Annotated in this window: 13 protein-coding genes; 6 read left to right on the top strand and 7 right to left on the bottom strand. The window is 43.4% G+C overall.

Annotated elements, in window-relative coordinates; translation table 11 throughout:
- Window positions 1–146: 146 nt before the first annotated feature.
- The 4 genes from QE357_RS21005 to QE357_RS20990 all read right to left on the bottom strand — a co-directional run bounded on the left by QE357_RS21005 (window position 147) and on the right by QE357_RS20990 (window position 3878).
- Window positions 147–989 carry a C1 family peptidase gene (locus tag QE357_RS21005; RefSeq protein ID WP_309711981.1) on the bottom strand — a complete coding sequence of 281 codons (843 nt, stop codon included), beginning with the start codon at window positions 987–989 and terminating at the stop codon, window positions 147–149.
- Window positions 989–1765: a hypothetical protein gene (locus tag QE357_RS21000; protein WP_309711978.1), complete on the bottom strand. Its 777-nt coding sequence runs from the start codon at window positions 1763–1765 to the stop codon at window positions 989–991. The genes QE357_RS21005 and QE357_RS21000 overlap by 1 nt, the downstream gene beginning before the upstream one ends.
- Window positions 1766–1768: 3 nt before the next feature.
- Window positions 1769–2440 carry a sigma-70 family RNA polymerase sigma factor gene (locus QE357_RS20995; RefSeq protein ID WP_309711976.1) on the bottom strand — a complete coding sequence of 224 codons (672 nt, stop codon included), beginning with the start codon at window positions 2438–2440 and terminating at the stop codon, window positions 1769–1771.
- 265 nt (window positions 2441–2705) lie between these two features.
- A complete protein-coding gene (locus tag QE357_RS20990; RefSeq protein WP_307143609.1) occupies window positions 2706–3878 on the bottom strand; it encodes a putative sensor domain DACNV-containing protein in 1173 nt (390 codons plus the stop codon).
- A gap of 300 nt (window positions 3879–4178) precedes the next feature.
- Between QE357_RS20990 and QE357_RS20985 the strand changes: the two genes are divergently transcribed.
- The 4 genes from QE357_RS20985 to QE357_RS20970 all read left to right on the top strand — a co-directional run bounded on the left by QE357_RS20985 (window position 4179) and on the right by QE357_RS20970 (window position 14828).
- Window positions 4179–8393, top strand: coding sequence for a two-component regulator propeller domain-containing protein (locus QE357_RS20985; protein ID WP_309711972.1), 4215 nt, complete (start codon window positions 4179–4181; stop codon window positions 8391–8393).
- Window positions 8394–8676: 283 nt separating this feature from the next.
- A complete protein-coding gene (locus QE357_RS20980) occupies window positions 8677–9912 on the top strand; it encodes an ATP-binding protein (protein WP_309711969.1) in 1236 nt (411 codons plus the stop codon).
- Window positions 9913–10184: 272 nt separating this feature from the next.
- Complete coding sequence (locus QE357_RS20975; RefSeq protein WP_309711966.1) at window positions 10185–11204, top strand: glycerophosphodiester phosphodiesterase family protein; 1020 nt, start codon at window positions 10185–10187, stop codon at window positions 11202–11204.
- A 522-nt stretch (window positions 11205–11726) separates the two neighbouring features.
- Window positions 11727–14828: a PAS domain-containing protein gene (locus QE357_RS20970; protein ID WP_309711963.1), complete on the top strand. Its 3102-nt coding sequence runs from the start codon at window positions 11727–11729 to the stop codon at window positions 14826–14828.
- A 67-nt stretch (window positions 14829–14895) separates the two neighbouring features.
- On the opposite strand, the gene QE357_RS20965 is transcribed toward QE357_RS20970, so the two are convergent.
- Window positions 14896–15840, bottom strand: a complete 945-nt coding sequence (locus QE357_RS20965) for a YihY/virulence factor BrkB family protein (RefSeq protein ID WP_309711960.1) — start codon at window positions 15838–15840, stop codon at window positions 14896–14898.
- A 195-nt stretch (window positions 15841–16035) separates the two neighbouring features.
- Entirely contained in the window at window positions 16036–17352 is a 1317-nt protein-coding gene (locus QE357_RS20960) for an MFS transporter (RefSeq protein WP_309711957.1), read from the bottom strand.
- 280 nt (window positions 17353–17632) lie between these two features.
- Between QE357_RS20960 and QE357_RS20955 the strand changes: the two genes are divergently transcribed.
- On the top strand, window positions 17633–18490 hold the full coding sequence (locus tag QE357_RS20955) for an alpha/beta hydrolase (protein WP_309711954.1): 858 nt from the start codon (window positions 17633–17635) through the stop codon (window positions 18488–18490).
- 927 nt (window positions 18491–19417) lie between these two features.
- A complete protein-coding gene (locus tag QE357_RS20950; protein WP_307143601.1) occupies window positions 19418–19948 on the top strand; it encodes a YfiT family bacillithiol transferase in 531 nt (176 codons plus the stop codon).
- 61 nt (window positions 19949–20009) lie between these two features.
- Here QE357_RS20950 and QE357_RS20945 read toward each other — a convergent pair whose 3' ends face one another.
- On the bottom strand, window positions 20010–20684 hold the full coding sequence (locus QE357_RS20945) for a recombinase family protein (protein ID WP_309711949.1): 675 nt from the start codon (window positions 20682–20684) through the stop codon (window positions 20010–20012).
- Window positions 20685–20836 lie beyond the last annotated feature (152 nt).

The following is a 20836-nucleotide window of genomic DNA, read 5'->3' as shown; positions in this document are numbered from 1 at the left end:
TACTATCAGCGAAAAAGCTGGCCGGACCACGCTGGCAGCGGAGGACTAGAGACTGTTTTTTGAGGAATAAATTTATTTGATAAACAACTAACAACTAACAACTAACAACTAACAACTAACAACTAACAACTAACAACTAACAACAACTAAATCCCCTTCACCACAAAACCATATCGGACAAAACGGGCCATGTCGCGGTAGGTAATCCAGCAAAAACCCTGATCGGCCCAGGTTTTTCCGAAACTGTTAATGATTCGAAACGCTCCTCCTGATTGTTGATCGTCGTAACCAATAATGCAGAGAGCATGACCTTTAAGATCCCTGTTTTGAGGATCATCACCGGGAGCTGCCTGCCATACCTTCTTGGTGTAATAGAATGAGGCAGGAATAACCATTCCCACCACCACCGGATTACCTTCCGACAGGGCCCTTTTCAGAGCTTGAATTTTAGCCGCTTCGCTATCCTGAACTTTAAAAATTCGCTCATAACCCTTAATCCGATAACGGTTGGCAATGGGATCAACACGGGCTGTTTTTTCACCACAGGCCGGGTAAGGAAAATTCTGCCAGGACGTATTCCCAACTTCCTGCATAAGCTGTAAAACCTTCGTTAGATACACGCCCTGTGAGCAGTCATAGTCGCTGCCCAGCTTGGCTTTTTCGTAGAGATAACCCGGAGAGAAGGCAAGTTTATTAATGGCTACCTGATTCTTTAACCCCCGTTTTTTCGCTTCCAGAATCGTATGCAGGTAATAACCGCAGGCAAAACCCACACAGGTGCTGTAGGTACCTTGTCCTTGCACGCTGGGGCAATAGGCTTCGAAACTTACCTGAGCAGGCAACGGAGCTTTCGTCAAGACAGGCTCAAAAGGCAAATGCTCATACGCCTCATCATCCAGTAACATTCCCGTTTGGGGCAGTGGCTGTGCCTCAATATTTCCTGAGAGGAGGAGTATAAATCCAGCCAGAACGATTCCTAACCCACGCATTACTTTACTTCGTTTTTTGATAAATCAGCTAGCAATTGTCGAGCTTCAGCCTGATAAGGATGACCGTTTGTTTTTTCAATCTCTCCTAACAACTTCCGGGCCTGATCGGGCTGACTATTTTTGAAATAAGCCAGCGTTAAGTACCACTGGGCTACCGCATCCCAGTGATTATGAACCTCTTCGGTTAAACTGTGCAGTTCAGTTATGGCCTGCCGGGTCTGATTTTGCCGTAATAGAGTTACGGCTTGTTGCAATTGAATGGAGTCGTTTTGGGCGGCCTCGTCTATTCCGCCCGCTCCGAGCCGATCTGGGTCATAAGGGAGTACGGGAGCCGATTTTACGGAATCAGTCAGGTAACGACTGGCTAATTGTTCGCTGGGACTGGCTCCTGAACTTGCCTGACGATTGGGTTGCAGATAAAACCAACCAATGCCCAAGAGTAAGGCCAGCCCCGCCGCTGTTGCCAATGGAATCCAGCGATTGATTTTTTTCACGGGTTCAGCCGGGTGCAGTGAGATTACCTTGGGTTCTTCCGAAGCATTCGTTTCAAAAACAGGTAACTCGTTTCGATCAAGAAGTTCCTGATGAATCTCACGAAAACGGTTTTTATCAGCTAGTAAGATTAATCCCTTCTTGATTTCCTTCTGCAGTTGTACTTCTTGCTGTAATGATTGATCCGCTTGTAATTGCTTTTCAAAAGCCTGACGTTCAGCATCTGGCATTTGGTTGTTAAGGTATGAGCCTATTTGTACGAGTAGTTCTTCTCTTAATTCCATGACTTATTTTTTTCGATAACCGAGGTATAATTCCTTGAGTCGTTGTACGCACCGAAAGCGTTTTACTTTAGCAGAACCTTCCTGAATACCCAATATTTCACCACATTCAGCCAGTGATTTTCCCTGCACGTAAAAGCAATCAATCATTACCTGACATTGGCGACCTAATTCGTTTCGAGCCCGATCAAGTGCTTCATAATCAGCCTCCTGATCGTCGTCGGACCAGATGCTTTGGGATTCCGCCAGTTCTTTTTCCAGGGCTGAATCTTCTGATTCGTTTCCCTGAATGAGATCATCTATCAAATCCACCTCATTTGCCGTCGGCTCCTGATAGATTTTAAATCGGTTGTTCTTAGTTCGGCGGAGATGAGACAGCCACTGTTTCTGGCAAATTGCGTTGGCATAAGCCGCAATGGGCTTTCCCTGAAAAACAAACTTCTTTTCCCGGATATTAGCCAGACAGATCGATAAGCCTTCTTGTAAAAGATCGTAAGCATCGTCACTGGAAATCGAGCTACGATTTAATACATAAGGGATAAAGGTTTTCATTACATTGAGGTATAGCTCTTCCCAGGCTTTGGGGTTATTCTCCAAAAGAGCATAATACTGTTTTTCTTCTTCAGGGAACCGGGCGTGAGAGGGTTTCGATGAATGAGAGGGTTCAATTTCGGACATATAGGCAAGTAGGTATTCATCCTAAAGTTACTTATCATTTTGTGAAATAATAATTTTGCACGTGGATTGAATAAACGTCGTTCAGCAAGGTGGAAGCATTTACCTATGTAGATTCCGGGGAAAGGTTATCAGTAAGCAGAAAAAATAATAGAAAAAGAAGAATAGGAAAGGTGGAGAGGCCTAATCATTAGATCAAGAAATAGCTAAAAAAATAACCTCAGGCTTCGGCCTGAGGTTAATAAAGAATTAAACTATCGATTGTGAATTAAAGCAACAACGCATCAATTCGGTGAGCGTGAACCATGTCTTCCGCCTTCGACCAGGTGAAGACGGTGTAACGCCCATCCTGAGAGGCAATCAAGGCGATGGCGTCCCGCTGGTCATGAACAAATTGAGCAGCGGATAAATGCCGGGTTCCCCAGGTATGCGTGGGATGAACAACCGTTGCAACCTGATCAAGAATAGGCTCGGAAACGAGGATTTGTTCCACCCGGCTGCTGTGGTCTGAACGGCCAATTTTGGCTCCAAATCCTAATAATTGGTATTGATCGTTAATAATAGTGGCTCCATCCACGGCAGTTAATCCGGCCATGCTTTCTACGGCCAGTCCGAGGGTTCCTTTCCAGGAAGAAGCCGTATCCGTTCCTTCCTTCATGAGACTAGCCAAGTGAGAATACGTTGGGACAATGGGGTAAGTAATGGGCTCAATGATAGACTCCCGCCAGGTTTGGCTTTCGGAAGGAACGACCAACAGTGAACCACCCCGACCATGAGCACGCATGGAAACGGCGAGTTGTACCAACACATTTTTAGCGTCGTTAGACTGAAATCCGCTCAAAGACGTAAGGCTCGCTAGGTAATCGGGCAGGTCGGTAATGGTATGATCCACAATTTTTACCTGATCGCCTTTAAGAATGGCAACGTTCACAAACTTTCCATACCCAGATAATCTTCGGTGCTTAACAATCAGCAAACCGGGCTCGATGACTTCCAGCACAAAACAGTTCCCCGGAATTTCGCGGGTAGTGCCCCAGATGAAGAGTTCGTCGTTTTCATACCCAATACCTAGGTGAATGCCCGGTCTTTCAACGGCGGGAGCCAATTTGGTCAAAATAGCGGGACTAAGCGGAAACCGGTGTTCAAACAACAAAGGCTGATCCGCCATGGAGGCCGGTATATACGCTAAAGATATTTTAGGAGAATATCCCTCTTCGTGCCGCAAACTAGCCCAGAAAGCTGCATCAATCATGGCTTCAATGACGCGGGCGGGTGGGGTAGGAGCCATGGGCTGGCATTTGGCCCGGCAGGTAGAGCTTAATTGTAAAGAAAAATGACTTTCCAGCGTTTCGGCTACTAATCGGGCTGCCTGATAAGTAGGGTCCAGAATCATAGGAGTGTATTTAGCGGGGGTGGCCAAACGGCTTAAAGGTCGATGCACAGGAGTATAATTGAATCATCTATAAAGTTTACACGGATGACCAGCTAACGAGAAGTGATTGTGGATCGTTCGCCATGTATGAAAATCAGAACAGGCTTCAATTGTTTTTGGATTATTTAAAATTCGCTAAATAGTAGAAAATAGCTTAAGTATGAGTACATTAATACCACCATTAGTAAATTAACGTATAGATCTAGTAAATCATTTGGGTAATTGGAAGTAACTATAGATTTAAGGATTATTAAAAAGTATGATCTATCTTAGCCTCGAATACACCTAACACAATGTTGTTTTGATTTTATGAAAATAGGTTGGAGTTTAGCTATACTCCTATTGTTCGGGATAACCGCCAGATCTCAACAAATTCCTATCCGATTTTCGCACATTACTACTGACCATGGGCTTTCAGAGAGTAACGTTTTGTGCATGATTCAAGATAGTGAAGGCTTTATCTGGGTCGGCACGTACGATGGGTTAAATAAATACGAAGGACACCGCATGGTGGTGTATCGTAATCAGCCCCGCAATAAACAGACGCTGACGGATAACAATATTCGCAGTATCTACGAAGACCATGAGCATAACCTCTGGGTCGGCACGCCTAATGGTCTTAATCGTTACAATCGGGCTACGAATACGTTTGTTCGGTATGTACATGATCCTTCAGATTCCCGTTCGATTAGTACTAATAATATCTGCAGTATCTACGAAGATCACCAGCATAATTTATGGATTGGCACTTATGGAGGAGGGATTAATCGCTTTGATCGCCAAAACCATACGTTTATTCATTACCGTCATAATCCGGTAACTGGACGGGGGTTGAGTGATGATCACGTTACTAAAATCATTGAAGACAACAAAGGTCAGCTTTGGGTGGGGACGCAACAGGGTTTGAATCGTTTGGATCGAAGACGAAATCAGTTTATTCCCGCTATTCCCGAAATGCATCTGGATCCTCTGTTAGCTCAGGAATATATTCGTTCGCTGGCGGAAGACACGGACGGTAATCTGTGGATTGGCACCAATAGTCAGGGCTTGTACCGATGGAATCCCCGAACGCATGAATCAAAGCATTTCAGGCATAGCTCGCTAGAGGCAGGTAGCTTGGGGGGAAACGTCATTATGAGTTTGTTTGTAGATCGTCAGAAAAAGATCTGGATCGGTACCGAAAACAATGGTTTGAATTTATATCGGCCTGAAACCCAAAGCTTCGATAAATACCAATTTGATTACACCAATAATTTAAGCATTTCTAACAACACCGTAAACTGTATCATACAGGATTACTCCGGGAATATCTGGGCGGGGGTGCAGCGGGGCGGCCTGAATATCTTTAACCCTCAAGCCAGCATCTTCGATTTTTATTACCAGACGTCTTCTCCCCAAAGTCTTGGGCATAACGAAGTAAAATCCTTTTATCAGGACAAAGAAGGCATCGTTTGGCTGGGGCTGGATGGGGGTGGACTGGATCGATTCGATCCCGTTACGCGTACGTTCAAACATTACAAACACAACGAAAGAGATCCCAAAAGTCTTGGTAGTGACGCGGTGCTGGATATTCGGGAAGATCGCCGTGGAAACCTCTGGGTTGGCACCTGGGGTGGTGGACTGAATCTGATGGATCGAAAATCGGGAACGTTTACCCGTTTTAAGAAAGATCCCGCTAATCCCGCTTCCCTCAGCTCCAATAATGTCTGGAAAATTTTTGAAGATCACGAGGGGACTTTATGGGTGGGAACATTTTTCGGTGGCTTATGCCGCATGAATCCAAATACCCGAACGTTCGAACGAATCATAAAAGACAAGACAGGCCATCGGTTTCACGGAGAAAATATAACCTGCATCGAAGAAGATAAAGGCGGGCATTTATGGATCGGTACTACCGAAGATGGTATTAATCGCTATACCTTACATTCCAGGAAATTAACGCATTTTTCTCCGCCAGGTGAAAGGAATGAATCGTCCGATCAATACATCAAGGCCATTTATTGCGATAAGCATAACCGCGTTTGGGTAGGACAAAAAACGTTGAGTTTATACTTGCCTAGTCATAATATCTTTCAGCGTGTTCGAAATAAAGAACTGAGTAAAATCCAATCCATTCAGGAGGATAATCAGGGAAATTTGTGGCTGGGTACATTAAAAGGACTGATCAAGTATAATCCCGATCACAAAACGATACAACAGCTGACCAAATACGATGGATTGCTCAGTAATGAATTCATTCAAAATGCTCACCTCAAAGCACAGGATGGAACGATTTACTTCGGTAGCAGCAAAGGGTTTGTCATGTTTGATCCGCAACGGGTCGTAGTGAATCGCTACGTGCCGCCGGTTTATCTCACCGGTTTTTCTCTCTTTAATAAGCCGGTAGAGGTAGGGGATAAAAGTGGAATATTACCCCAGTCACTCAATTATTTAGAGGAAATTCGACTGGCTCATAATCAGTCTACTTTTGGCTTTGAATTTGCAGCTCTGGATTATACCGCTGTACGGAAAAACCAATATGCGTATAAGCTGGAAGGTTTCGATGATGATTGGAACATGGTAGGGAACGTTAACAAAGCTACCTACACCAATCTGGATCCGGGGTCTTACGTCTTTCGAGTGGCGGCTTCTAATAATAATGGCGTCTGGAATCGAACGGGGCGTTCCATTAAAGTAATCATTGTGCCTGCGTTCTGGCAAACCTGGTGGTTCCAGATGATGCTGGGCCTTGTGGGTTTGGTGATGTTATACGGCCTGTATCGGTTACGAATTCGCCGAATTCAGAGAAATCAGAAGAAACTAGAAGAACAGGTTCAGCTCAAGACCCGGGAATTGCAGCAGGCGAATGATGAAATGCTTTCGCAAAAAGAGGAACTGGTTTTGCTAACGAATGACCTACACGCTCTTAACGAGGAATTACGCGAACAGCAGGAGCAGGAGCATAAAGCCCGCGAGGAGGCAGAAAAGGCGAATCAGTCGAAAAGTATTTTCTTGGCTACGATGAGCCACGAAATTCGTACCCCCCTGAACGGTGTGCTGGGTATGACGGCTCTCTTGCAGGAAACCACGCTCTCGAGCGAGCAACAGGAATATACCCAAACCATTCACCAGTGCGGCGTAAATCTATTGGGCGTTATCAATGATATTCTGGATTTCTCTAAAATTGAATCCGATAATCTCAAGATTGAGCATGAGGAAGTAGATTTGCGACAGTGCATCGAAGAAACCCTGGATTTGTTCGCCAGTAAGGCTTTCGAGAAAAACATCGATCTTATTTACCAGATTGACTATAACGTTCCGGCTTTTATTAAGAGCGACAGCTTACGCCTCCGGCAGATATTGATTAATCTGGTAGGTAATGCTCTGAAATTCACTCACAAAGGTGAGATTTTTGTAAAGGTATCCGTAGCTCAGCAAAACGCCGATGTACTGCTGCAATTTCACGTGACCGACACGGGCATCGGCATTCCAGAAAATAAGTTGCAACGCTTATTCAAAGCATTTTCGCAGGTAGATTCTTCCACTACCCGGAAGTATGGAGGTACGGGTTTAGGGCTAGCCATTAGTAAGCGACTCGTCGAGTTAATGGGTGGAGAAATTAACGTGTCCAGTACCGAAGGCAAAGGAACAACCTTTAGTTTTACCATCAAAACTCAGATCAGCACGGAATCCAAGCGGCAATATGTCGTGTTTAATACCCTGAGTAACGAGTATAAGAAAGTGCTAATCGTGGACGATAATCAGACGAATTTATTCATCCTACGGTCACAACTAGAGCAGTGGAAACTGAAACCCAGTCTGGCTGCTTCTGGCGATGAAGCGATGGCCCTGTTAAAAGCTGGAGAATCGTTCGATCTTATCATTACGGATATGCAAATGCCTGGCATGAGCGGCGTTGATCTGGCTCGTGAGGTAAGGCAAATGCATAGTCAGATGCCCCTGATTTTGCTAAGTTCCGTAAGCGACGAAATCCGGCAAAGCCTGTCAGATTTCTCAATCACTCTTCTAACCAAACCAGTAAAGCAAAGTCAGTTATACCAGGCCATTCAGGAACAGTTGAAATGGTCTGTTCAACCACAGATTTCAGCTCAGTCGAAGCCTCAGCTATTCGATAGTGACTTCTCAAAAGAATACCCTTTACGAATCCTGATTGCGGAGGATAACATTTTCAATCAGAAAGTTGCCACTCGCACGTTGGGCAAACTAGGCTATGTTATTGACATTGCCATCAATGGGTTGGAGGTGCTATCTATGCTTGAGCAAAAGCCCTACGATGTGATTTTTATGGACGTACAGATGCCCGAAATGGATGGACTTGAGGCTACCCATCAGGTACGAAAAATGAAAATAGCACAACCTCAGATTATAGCCATGACGGCCAATGCCCTAACCGGCGACCGTGAAATGTGCTTGCAGGTGGGCATGAACGACTACATCTCCAAACCCATTCAGATCACGGAATTAAAAAACAGCCTGATTCGTGCCTTCGAAAAACGTATAACCCTGTCGGTAAGAGAGTTATAAATTGAAATAAGTAGAGAAAGAGGAGAACGTTTTATTGGATAAAGGTTTCCTCTTTTGATTGAATATCCCATTGTGCAGCAAGATCAATCCATTGCCATTAATTATACTTTACTCATAGCTAGAAATAAAAATTGGTGAAAAAGAGCTATTGATTTAGAAAGTCATTAACTTATGATAAATAAATTTTGTAGCTTAAAAATGAAATCGCCATTTCATTGCATTATTACTATTGGTCGGTCGCCATTGCCCTGAAATAATACCGTCCCGAGTAAAGGAAAAATTTATGATCACACCTACCATTCCGTTGAACGAAGCTCAGCGGCTAGCGACTCTACGAGATTATGACATATTAGACTCGCTACCCGAACCAGCTTACGATGCGATTACCCGCCTGGCTTCTCAAATTTGTGGAACGCCTATTAGTTTAATCACTCTCATTGACCAGAACCGACAGTGGTTTAAGTCTACCTTAGGCGTACAAGGTCAGGAAACACCCCGCAGCGAATCATTCTGTGCTCATGCCATTCTGAATCCTCATTCGCCTCTTATTGTGGAAGACGCCCGGCTGGATGATCGGTTCAGGGATAACCCCCTTACGATGGGTGAGCCTTTCGTTGTTTTTTATGCGGGTATTCCACTGGTAACGCCGAATGGTTATGCCATGGGAACGTTATGCGTGATTGACCAGAAACCCAATTGTTTAAGTACCCATCAGCTTCAAGCCCTGCAAGATCTTTCAAATCAGGTTGTGTTATTGCTGGAGTTGAGGAAACAATACTTACAGGCCAATCAGGCTCGTGAGGAAAAAGCCCGGTTTCTGTCCACGATGAGTCATGAAATTCGCAATGCCTTGAGCCCCATTATTAGTTGTAGCGGTTTACTAGCCATGGAAGGCCTTACTTCCCAACAACAGGAGCTGGTTGATATGCTGGAATTTTCATCCAATACCCTGCAAGCTTTGCTAAATGACGTGCTGGACTATAGTAAGCTCGAAGCCGGTAAGATGTATCTCGAACAGATCCCTTTTAGGGTGAAAGAGATGGTGGAAAAAATTGTTCGAATTCATCAGCCGCTGTCCCGTCAGAAAAACCTGCTTCTGGAAGTTTGCTTTGCTTCCGATTTACCCGATCAGGTGCTGGGAGATCCCACGCGTTTGAATCAGATTATCACCAATTTGTTAACCAATGCCATCAAGTTTACGGAAACCGGAAGCGTAATCGTTCGAATGTCTTCTCAGCAAGAAACAGAAGATCAGATTTCAATTCATTTTGAGATCATCGATACTGGTATTGGTATTCCTGAAGATGCTCTGAAATTAATATTCGAAGAATTTTCTCAGGCCTCACTCGACATCAGCCGCAAGTACAAAGGCACGGGTTTGGGGCTTTCTATTGTTCATTTATTACTCTCCCTTTATAACAGCCGGATTTTTGTAGAAAGTGAATTGGGCAAAGGCACCCGGTTTTTCTTCGATATTAATTTCGGTAAAGTGGCGGTTTCAAATGCTTTGCATCTATAGAATAGCGAAGCAGAAATCAGTGAGTACGGATAATTTGGTACAACCCAGAAAATCGTAATTCACCAATCGTTAGAAGGACAATGAAGCGTAATGAACAGGCTTTAGTTATAAAAATGAGAAGGATAAAAGGATAACTACTTTTGAAATATAGAAAGGAAGCCTCTACTTTGTAGCGTTTACCAATATGAAGCATGGATTTTGCAGCGAGCCACTGGACTTCGCTCAGTATCCATGCTTCTTTGTTTTCACCGTTTGTAGTATTTATTGATCTAATGAAAAAATTTGTAGTTCTCGCGAGCTTTTTGTCGATGCTGGCTGGTGCAACTCAGGCCCAGCAGTTATTGTTAAGTAACTATGCGTATGAGGTGAATAACCCGATAATCGGGAAAATTTCGGCTACCACAGGAGCTTTATCTCACCTCAAGATCTCGGGTCCTCAGGCGGGTTTGTTTAAAGTAACAAAGGACCAGGAACTTCTTTTCAAAAAGAAACCCAACTCGCAGGCAAGTTATGAAGTCAGGATAGAAGCCCAGACGGCTCAGGGTAAAATCAGTCAGGATTTTTTAATCATTCCAAACACGTTTCATCAAAACGGTGTCATTGCTCACCGGGGGGCCTGGAAGCATACCGAGGCGGCTCAAAACTCTCTGGCTTCACTTCAGGGGGCTATCAAACTAAACTGTTACGGTAGCGAATTCGACGTTCATCTATCGGCTGATTCCGCTTTGTTTGTTAACCACGATCCGCACATTCAGGGCGTGGCGATTGAAAAAGCCACCACGGAACAGTTGAAAGAAATAAAGTTAAGTAATGGTGAAAAATTACCGACGCTGGAGGAGTACCTCAGCGAAGGCATGAAGCAGAAAGGAACCCGGCTGATTTTAGAAATCAAGACCTCGACGATGGGTAAGGAGCGTTCTCTGGCCCTAACAGAACGCGTGGTGAAAAAAGTTAGGGAAATGAAAGCTCAGGCCTGGATAGAATACATTGCCTTTGATTATGACGTATGCAAACGAGTAAGATTCCTGGACCCATTTGCAAAAGTGGCTTACTTAATGGGTGATCGAACACCTGAACAACTAGCCAGCGACAAGCTGAGCGGATTGGACTATCATTACAAGATTATGCAGTCGAAGGAAGACTATATTACTGAAGCTCAGAAGTTAGGACTGACGGTCAATGTATGGACAGTTAACGATCCAGCCCTGATGCAATGGTTGTTGGATCGCAAGGTAGATTTTATTACTACCGATGAACCCGAACAGTTACTCGAAGTAAAAAGCAAGAAATAATGACATGTGGTAAATCTGAAAATATTTTCGGATTTTCTAGATAACATTTCGCCCCTATATGCCATAAGTAAACGGGACTGAACCTTTTTACTTATGGCATTTTTTATGTATTTTTCAAAAGATGAAATAGAAAATAGTAGATGTATGTGAATAAACTTTTTTAGTAATTATAAACAATTGTTTTAACAATACCTTTTATTAGGTAAGTATTACTATTCATTGTATTATCACGTATAAATAACAGCTCAGCCTGAGAATGAAGTATTTCATCTAAAGACAATAATGTAGAAGGCAATTACCCTGTATCTTCGAGCATTGATCACAGAATTTGAATGAATGGTTTTGATCACCTCTTGAACTTTAACAATGCTTAAGAAAGTATAACTTGATTATTGTAGGTTGTTTGGGTGTTAATACTTAAAATTTGTACGTAAAGCGGTTATTCTGTAACCTGGCTTACTAGCTTGGATTAAGTATGCAAATGATCCCCCCATGCATTCAATGTAAGCCGGGCTTTGATTTATGAATTATTTAAGAGAGCAACTCTTTCAACTGATGAACACCGATGAACGAATTCTTGAATTCCTTCAGGAATCCGGGCTTTGGGCTGGTGATTTGACAAAAAAAGATAAACCCTGGTTAGGCTCCACTTTCTGGACCAGTCTGGGATATGCGTCATCAGAATTTGAAGGTACCGATCAGTGGATGAAATATGTTCATCCTACCGACTTACAAAATATCCAAAAGGAGCTTCAGCATTACCTCAAACACCCTCAGGATTCTTTCCTGCAAACCATTCGATTTTTTCATAAAAATGGTTCAATCGTCTGGACTCGTGTCAAAGGAATTCCGCTTCGGAATGATGACGGCAGTTCAATACAAATGCTGGTATCTTACGTAGACATTACTCGCGAGAAAGAGGCAGAGTTAAAGTCGGTTCAGGATGCTTTACTCTATAATTTTATAGCAAATAGTAAGAGCATTTATATTTTAAAGTTAAACCAGGAAGGAGCCTATACCTATGCTAATCAGTATTTTATAGACGAAGTGGGTATACCTCAGGAAAAATTGATTGGCTCTTTCGCAAAGGATCATGTGTTAGGAGAAGATCTGGAAACCGGACTGAAACTATTTCTATCCTGTCTGGAAAATCCGCAGACTCCTCAGTCGCTAACCTTACGTCGAAGAGTTGCCAATGGAAATATTATAACGATCGAATGGACGCTGATTGGTTTATTGAATCATAATGGAGAAGTAGCGGAAGTGCTGGCTTTGGGACAGGACCTAACCCAGAGTTTGAAGACTGAAAAGGATTTGGAAACGCTCGTGGCCAGCATGAGTGATGTTCTTTTTACGCTCAATAGAGAATACGTTTGTACGTACATGTCTCCCAGCTGGACGTCTCAGTACGGCTATGAGCTTTCAGAAACGATTGGTAAACCTACTAGCGATTTTGTTCATCCTGACGACCTGGAGAAATGTTATCAGGCCATAACCGAAACGTTTGACAAGAAAGGACCCCGGCCAGCAGTTGAACACCGCATTCGTCACAAAGATGGCCACTGGTGCTGGGTATTAACACGAGCCCGGGTCAGTGAAGACAATGACGAAATAATCCTGACGAGTCATGACATTTCTGATCGTAAAAAAGCTGAAGCAAAGCTAGATCGTACCCGGGAATTGCTTGAACAAACTTCTGATATGGCCCGCGTGGGTGGGTGGGAGTTTAATCCTTTTGAACAATATGTCTATTGGTCCAAAGTAACTTTTGAGATTCATGAGCTGGAAGGGGAAAGCCCCATTCATGTGAGCGATGCTCTCCATTTTTATCAGGAGCCAGAGAGCCGTCGTAAAATCATGACAGCTCTCGAGTTGGCCCAGAAAGAGGGAACGCCCTGGGATTTGGAAGTACAGATGGTGACCGCCAAAGGGACACGCAAGTGGGTTAAAAGTGTGGGTAAAGCAGATTTTGTGGATGGCGTATGCGTGCAGGTATACGGCACATTCCAGGATATTACAGAACAGAAACTAGCCAGAGAAGAAACTCTGAAAGCCCACTTGCAGGCCGAGTCGGCTAATAAGGCCAAGTCAGAATTTCTGGCCAATATGAGCCACGAAATCCGTACACCTTTGAATGGCGTGATTGGTTTCACGGAATTATTAACCAAAACCAGACTCGACGAATCCCAACAGCAGTACTGTGATCTCGTTTTTCAGTCGGCTCAGTCATTACTGGACATCATTAACGATATTCTGGATTTCTCTAAAATTGAAGCGGGTAAGCTGGATTTATGTATAGAGAAAACAGATTTACAGGAATTGATTAATCAGGTGGCGGATATGATTACGCCCCAGACTCATAAAAAACACATTGAGTTATTACTAAAAGTCAGTCCTGATTTACCGCGTTACATCTGGACGGATGCCGTGCGTTTGCGGCAGGTTTTGGTGAATTTGTTAAGTAATGCGGCAAAATTCACCCATGAAGGCGAAATAGAATTGTCTGTCGAACGTATCTCTACGAATAATAATAAAACAGAACTACGCTTTGCGGTTCGGGACACTGGTATTGGAATTCTGCCCCAAAATCAACGGAAAATCTTTGAAGCTTTTGTTCAGGAAGACAGCTCAACGACCAAGAAATTTGGAGGAACAGGACTCGGCTTAAGCATTACCAATAAGCTCTTGTCGCTGATGGAAAGCACGTTACAGCTAGAGAGTGAATTTGGTAAGGGTAGTACCTTCTGGTGTGATATTAATCTGGAATTCGAGGAAGAGGAGTCAAAAATCAGTACAGTCATTGGCCATATAAAATCGGTGCTTGTGGTGGATGATAATACGATCAATCGCCACATTCTGGAAGACATCCTGGCTCTGAAAAAAATCAAAACCGATGCGGTAGCTAACGGCTATGAGGCCATAAAGCTGCTTCTGGAAGGGCGGCATTATGATGTAATTCTGATGGATTACTACATGCCTTCAATGGATGGCATAGAAACCATTCGTACGATTCGAAAGCAGGATTTTCCGCAGCCCGTCATTCTATTATATACCTCGTCCGATGACTCGCAAATCAATGAGGCTTGCGAAGAATTGAAACTGGTACATCGAATAATTAAACCGGTAAAAATCAGTCAGCTTTTTCAGACGCTGGAACAGATTCATCAGGAAACTCCCCAGCCTCAGGTTCAAAAAGAAAGCGTTACTACTGAACAATGCCTGGAAAACGGAGAAGTGACGATTCTGGTGGTCGAGGACAATCCAATTAATATGTTGCTGGCGAGAAAAATGATTAAAATTATACTTCCTAAAGCAACTATTGAGGAGGCAAAGAATGGAAAAGAGGCCGTAGAAGCTTTTCGTCAGCAGAAACCGCATCTGATTTTAATGGATATTCAGATGCCAGAAATGAACGGATATGAAGCTACGCAGTCCATTCGTTGCATGCCCGAAGGGAAGAAGGTACCTATTATTGCTCTGACTGCGGGCACTTTAGCCGGAGAGCGGGAGCGGTGCCTGGCCGCCGGAATGGACGATTACTTAACCAAACCCATCCTGAAAGCAACGCTTATTCAGGCTCTGCATCAATGGCTTAGTGAAAGTAAAGAGTTTCAGGTTAACTAAAAAGGGAGAGCCGGTTCTGAACCGGCTCTCCCTTTTTAGTTAACGAATCGTACGTACTGATGCAGGATTAAGACTCTTTTTGAGCGTGTTGAATGGATTTTTTTCCTACCTCGACTTCCACTTCTTTAATCGTTACCGCATAATCACTCGGGTGAATGGCAGAACCGTATTTGATTGCGTAAGCTTTGGTAAATTCGGCTCCGAAGTAAAGAATCATCGACGAATAATAAGCCCATAATAACAGCACCACGAGCGATCCGGCTGTGCCGTAGGTACCTCCTACATCGCTTTGATTGATGTAAAAAGAAATGGCAAATTTGCCAATCATGAAAAGAATGGCTGTAACCATCGCCCCTGAACGAACGTCCTTCCATTTGATCTTTGCATCGGGTAATACTTTAAATATGACACCAAAAATCAGCGAGATGACAGAGAAGGTAACTAACTGATTTACAATATAAAATAGAATCACAGTTACATCAGGAAAACGAGCCTGAAGACGGTCACTAATGACATCAATGACGGAGGTAACGGCCAGAGAGACCAGTAGGACGAAAGCAAGACTAATGATTACCGAAAAAGACAGAAAGCGATTTTGAATGAGTTTGAGCCAGCTTTTCTTGGGTTTCGCTTTCAATCCCCAAATCGTATTGATGGAATCCTGAATCTCGGCAAATACACTCGTTGCCCCAATAATCAGCGTACCAATACCAATGGCGGCGGCAACCGTTGTTTTACCACTTACAGCCGCTTTTTTAATAATCTCCTGCAATTGCAGAGCTGTCTCTTTTCCAACAAAGCCATTGAGCTGTTGGTAAATCTCCCCTTCCACGGCTTCACGGCCTAGAAAAATGCTGCAAAGGGAAATGATAACAATCATCAGTGGCCCCATCGAGAAGACAGTATAATAAGCCAGTGAAGCTCCGAGTTTGGTGACTTTGTCATCCGAGAAGCCAGAGAAGGTATTTTTGAGTACCTCCCAAATACCTTTGAATGAAAGTTTCTTTTCCATAGGGTTGAGTAGCGTTTAATCCGGTGGGCGGAGAAATAGAAATAAAGACCATGGAAACGCTAGGAAAAAAATATTCCACCCCGCTGTTATGAATCAAAAGAAAAAGAGCATGGCTTCGGACCAGTTAAGTACAATTAATTATTGATAAGTGTCTGATAATTAAGTATTAATTAATAAGGGTCATTTTGTCCAAAGTTAGGATTCGTAGTTTTTAGCGAGCGTGTGGTAAGGTTTGGATCGCATGGCGAGCAAGGTTATAACTAGGCCGATGATACCCGTAATTGTGAAGATCAGGGCAATTCCCCGATCTGCTCCTGTCCCAAACCATGGGCCCAGCCAGCGAATGCCATCACCAGTAGTCATGTAGGGAATAAACAGATACTGAGCAATCGGGCCAATAAGCAGAGCTGTGACGGGTGAAGCGGCCTGCTCAATACTCTGGGTAAATCCAAAGACCCGCCCTTGTTTTTCAGGCGGAATGACCTTCTGTACAATGGTCTGTTCGGCGGCTTCGATAACGGGTATGAGGCACATATAAACGAAAAGGCCAATGCTTAACAGAATAATAGAAGCGTGCAGGGTAAACACACAACAAACCGCCCACATGATGATATTAGTTAGGAAAAGTGTCCGTAACGGGTTATTTCCCAGTCCTTTACGAGCTACAGCAATTCCACCCAAAATAAACCCAAGGCTAAGTAAGCCCCATAACAGCCCCCAAACCTGTACCGAAACCAGCGATAACCCGTACGGATCCATAAGGGCCATGAATACTCCGCCGAGGAAGTTATTGAAGCAATTGAAGAAAATTAAACCAAACAAACCCGGAATGGCATTGATGATGGCAATGGTTTTTCGGACATCGAAACTCGGAGCATGTTCCTCGCTATGTTGAATGGTTTTTTCTGGAATTTTTCTGAAAACCAGATGAATAAGAACCAAAACAGTGAGTCCCAGGGCCACAACCAGCATCCAGAACATACCCAGGTAACCAATAGCTAGTCCGCTAAAAATGGAAGCAACCAGAAACGAAACGCCGTTGGCTGTTCCTACTAATCCATTGGCTTTGTCGCGTTCTTCTTCGGGTAACAGGACACTTACCAGCGTGGATAAAGCAATGGCCCGCAGATTGCCTGCCAAAGCTCCCACCAGAGCCAGAAGCACAAAAATCCATAAAGCAGGACTTTGTACATTTTTGAAAACCGCCAGCGGAGTTATGCTATAAAGCAGAAAAGCCGCCGTGTAAAGCACTAGTGAGCCCAAGCTGGAAAACAGCATGGACTTCTTTTTAGGATAACGGTCGACAATAGTACCCAGGAAAAAGCCCGTCAATGCAACCGTTCCCGAATATACGCCGGCCATTAGGGAAGTAGTCAGTACCGATTTGGTTTCGAGATACACCCAAAATGTTAGAGCAAACCAGACAAAGTTATTCACCAGCGAAGCCGCTAGTGAGTTAACTACTATTTCGTAAAATATGCGGTAGTTTTTCTTTTCGTCAATAGTATTCATGGTAGAAAATGGAGCTCTTATGAGAGAGGGTTATGCGTTGATAAGTAATCATCTATTAACCAAAATACATACCGGAATTATTTACCCTGAATCGGCCCTAATTCGGGTCTTAATTCCCCTTATCTAAGCAAATGAAAGCAATTATTAACCATTTGTTTACATAGTATGTTATTCATTTACAAACGATTAACTAATACTTATTTCGAAAAGCTGGCACAATTTTATTTAATACCTGCATACGTTAATTAATCCGAACAAATACTTATTAAACACTATTCCTATGAGTTTTATAAAAGTGGGTACCGATACGAACGGTAAAGATATTGAAGTTTATTATCAGGATTTAGGTACAGGCAAACCCGTAGTATTAATTCACGGTTGGCCGCTGAGTAGTTCTATGTGGGATTACCAGCTTAATGAGCTACCCAAACACGGACTACGCGTAATTGCTTACGACCGACGCGGATTTGGTAAATCGTCGCAACCCTGGGATGGATATGATTATGATACATTAGCGGCAGACTTAAAAGCAGTCTTAGATACATTAGACCTTGAGGACGTTACACTGGTTGGTTTCTCAATGGGTGGCGGTGAAATCGCCCGCTATATGAGTAGTTACGCAGGTGCTCGCGTAAGCAAGGTAGCTTTTGTAAGTGCGGTAACACCTTATTTATTAAAAACGGAAGATAATCCTGACGGGGTAGATCAAAGTACATTCGATGAAATTACGGAAAATCTGTTACAGGACCGTGCGGACTTCCTGCAAACGTTTGGCAAACAGTTCTACGGCGTAAGTCTGTTAAACCCTGCTGTAAGCCAGGCTCACCTGGATGGAGATTTCGCACGGGCTTATGCGGCTTCCTATAAAGCAACGCTGGACTGTGCGGCGGCTTTCTCAAGCACCGATTTCCGTCCCGATGTGCCTTCGATTAACGTACCCACACTGATTATTCATGGGGATGCTGATAAAACTGTCCCTATTGAATCCTCAGGCGAACGTCTGGCAGAGGCCTTGCCTAGTGCCCGCTATATTGTGTATGAAGGAGCCCCTCATGGATTGTACTTCACTGAGAAAGAGCGTTTAAATGAAGATTTACTAGCTTTTGTAAAAGAATCGGTAAGCTCACCTACTTTTTAACTACCTACCCGTTTTATAAACAAATGTTTAGAAAAACTATAAAATCATATCTATTATTTTGAAATAACCTAAATAGTGGCAACAATTTTATACCTTTGCTGCTCACCGAAAAAGTTAAAGGTGTGGGTTAATTCATTGAAAACCGTCTGGCTATGCCGGACGGTTTTTTTGTTTACTCGTTATCAAAGCTAGAATTGAAAGCCTGGTTTGAGGCTAATGTGCTCAGTATGACTTGATGACGTATAGGGTTAAGCGTAAGAATTGCTTAATAGGGAATGTGCTAAACATCCAATACTAAAACCCGATTTCTATGATTGGATGTATATCTTCTTAGATCTATAGCCGGGTTCAGATAGAAGTCACCTTTATAAGCCGGAATTTTATCCAGCAAGATACCGTACTATACATCGCTGATCAGGTTTTCCAGTATTACCCAAGACAGAATAGATGTTCTAAATGACATGATGGTGACGCGTTTTATGTGTCATAATGACGTATATTGCTTCAACCCAGATCATTATAGAGCATTGGTAGTAATAACGTATTAACTAAGGTTTAGTGGGATAAGTAAGCAACAAACCAGTTTTTACAAGAAAATCCCGGAAGTCACTTTCCAGGGTTTTTCTTTTTACGTATATACTAAAAATTAACAAATGACAGAAAATGAATAGATAGGGTTCGATTCATACTTATATTATAAAGGTAGATGGGAATCTGCCATAGGGTAGGAACAAGACATCCATTTTATCTAAAATGTCATTTTTAAACAGGTGGTAACAAAAATTAAAAAGACATTGGAAAGCTAAGATGATTTCACGTGCTTTAGCCTTTCGGGTCTAATCTGGTAAAGCATTCCCATGTGTAGTGAAAGCGGCAGTAGGGTCGCGAGCAATTGAAAACTGAAAATTGTAAACTGTAAACGAAAAGATGGATCACCTGAAATTCCCCATTGGCCCTTTCGCCCTCCAGGAAACCTATACGGATGAAGAATTTGGCCGCATCCTCTATACAATTGAAACTGCCCCGGCGGCCTATGGACTGGTTACTGAAAACCTCACGGAAGAGGATTTACAAAAAACGTATCGGGAAGGAGGCTGGACGATCCGGCAGATTATTCATCATGTGGGAGATATTCAGATGATTCATTACACCCGCATGAAACAGGTCATTACTGATCCTGATTATAAGACAATAAACCTCATTAAAATTGATGATTGGGCTGCTACGCCGGATAGCCTCTATGCTCCCATTAAAGATTCGTTGTTGCAGTTAGAGGGTGTCCACCGACGCTATGCTCATTTGGCTAAATCACTTTCGGAAGAACAGTTAAACCTTTCGTATTATCACCCTATGCGGGGCTATTTTATTAATCAGCAACAGGCGTTGGCCATGTCGGCCTGGCATGTGATGCACCATTTAGCACATATTAAATTAGCCCTGGGCGAAGCGATAATTTAGCCCAAGGTTGTTTGGTAATACTACTTTTGTCATGGCTGGTGGGAACACCAGCCATTTCATTTTATAATGGTTTTTCATTCGCCATTTTTCTTTTTAATAAACGATACACGGCCTTTCCTTCAAACGCTTTTTGCCGACGCGTCTGGTAGTGCGTCTGATTGAGTTTTTCGGCAATTTGAGCGTAGGTCATGCCCATGTTGCGGTATAAGGCAGCTAACTCCGTTGCCTGTACGTTGGCTTTATGAGTCAAGGCATTTTGCGTCCGAATCTCTCGTCCTTTAACAATAGCGGCCATGTTCAGATTTTCAGGCTTACCCAACGAAAACCCCTGGGCTTTTTTCTGAGCCAGTGCTGCCCGGGTTCGTTCCGAAGTTCGTTCGGCTTCGTACTGAGCGAAGGTTACCATCATCCCAACCGTCAGGGTATTGGCATCGGGTAGGTCGCAGGCCACGAAGTCAATGCCCGAATCCCGAAGGGTCATCACAAAAGCCACATTGCGACTGAGCCGGTCTAGCTTGGCGATTAACAATTTGGCATGATGCTGATGACAGGCCCGAATGGCCGCCTGCAACTGCGGCCGCTCACTTTTCCGTCCCGATTCAATTTCGGTAAATTCTTCAACTAACGAATCTGTCTCCCGAAGGTATCGTTCCACAATCGCCCGCTGATCGCCCAGGCCTAGTCCACTTCTTCCCTGACCTTTGGTCGATACCCGGTAATAACAGATATACTTCATTGCAATTTCAGTAAAAGGATCAGAGATAAGAAAATCTGATAAGTTCAGCTAACGTATTTTTCAAATATAAAACATGTATGGCATTTTATAAACGACCATTCTTAAAATGCCATAAGTGTTTTTGAAGTGGTTACTACTAAAAACCTGCAGTT

It is taken from the genome of Siphonobacter sp. SORGH_AS_0500 (assembly GCF_031453245.1).
Lineage (GTDB): Bacteria > Bacteroidota > Bacteroidia > Cytophagales > Spirosomataceae > Siphonobacter.
The sequence above is the reverse complement of the archived record's forward strand: the minus strand, read 5'-3'. Positions and strand labels throughout refer to the sequence as shown.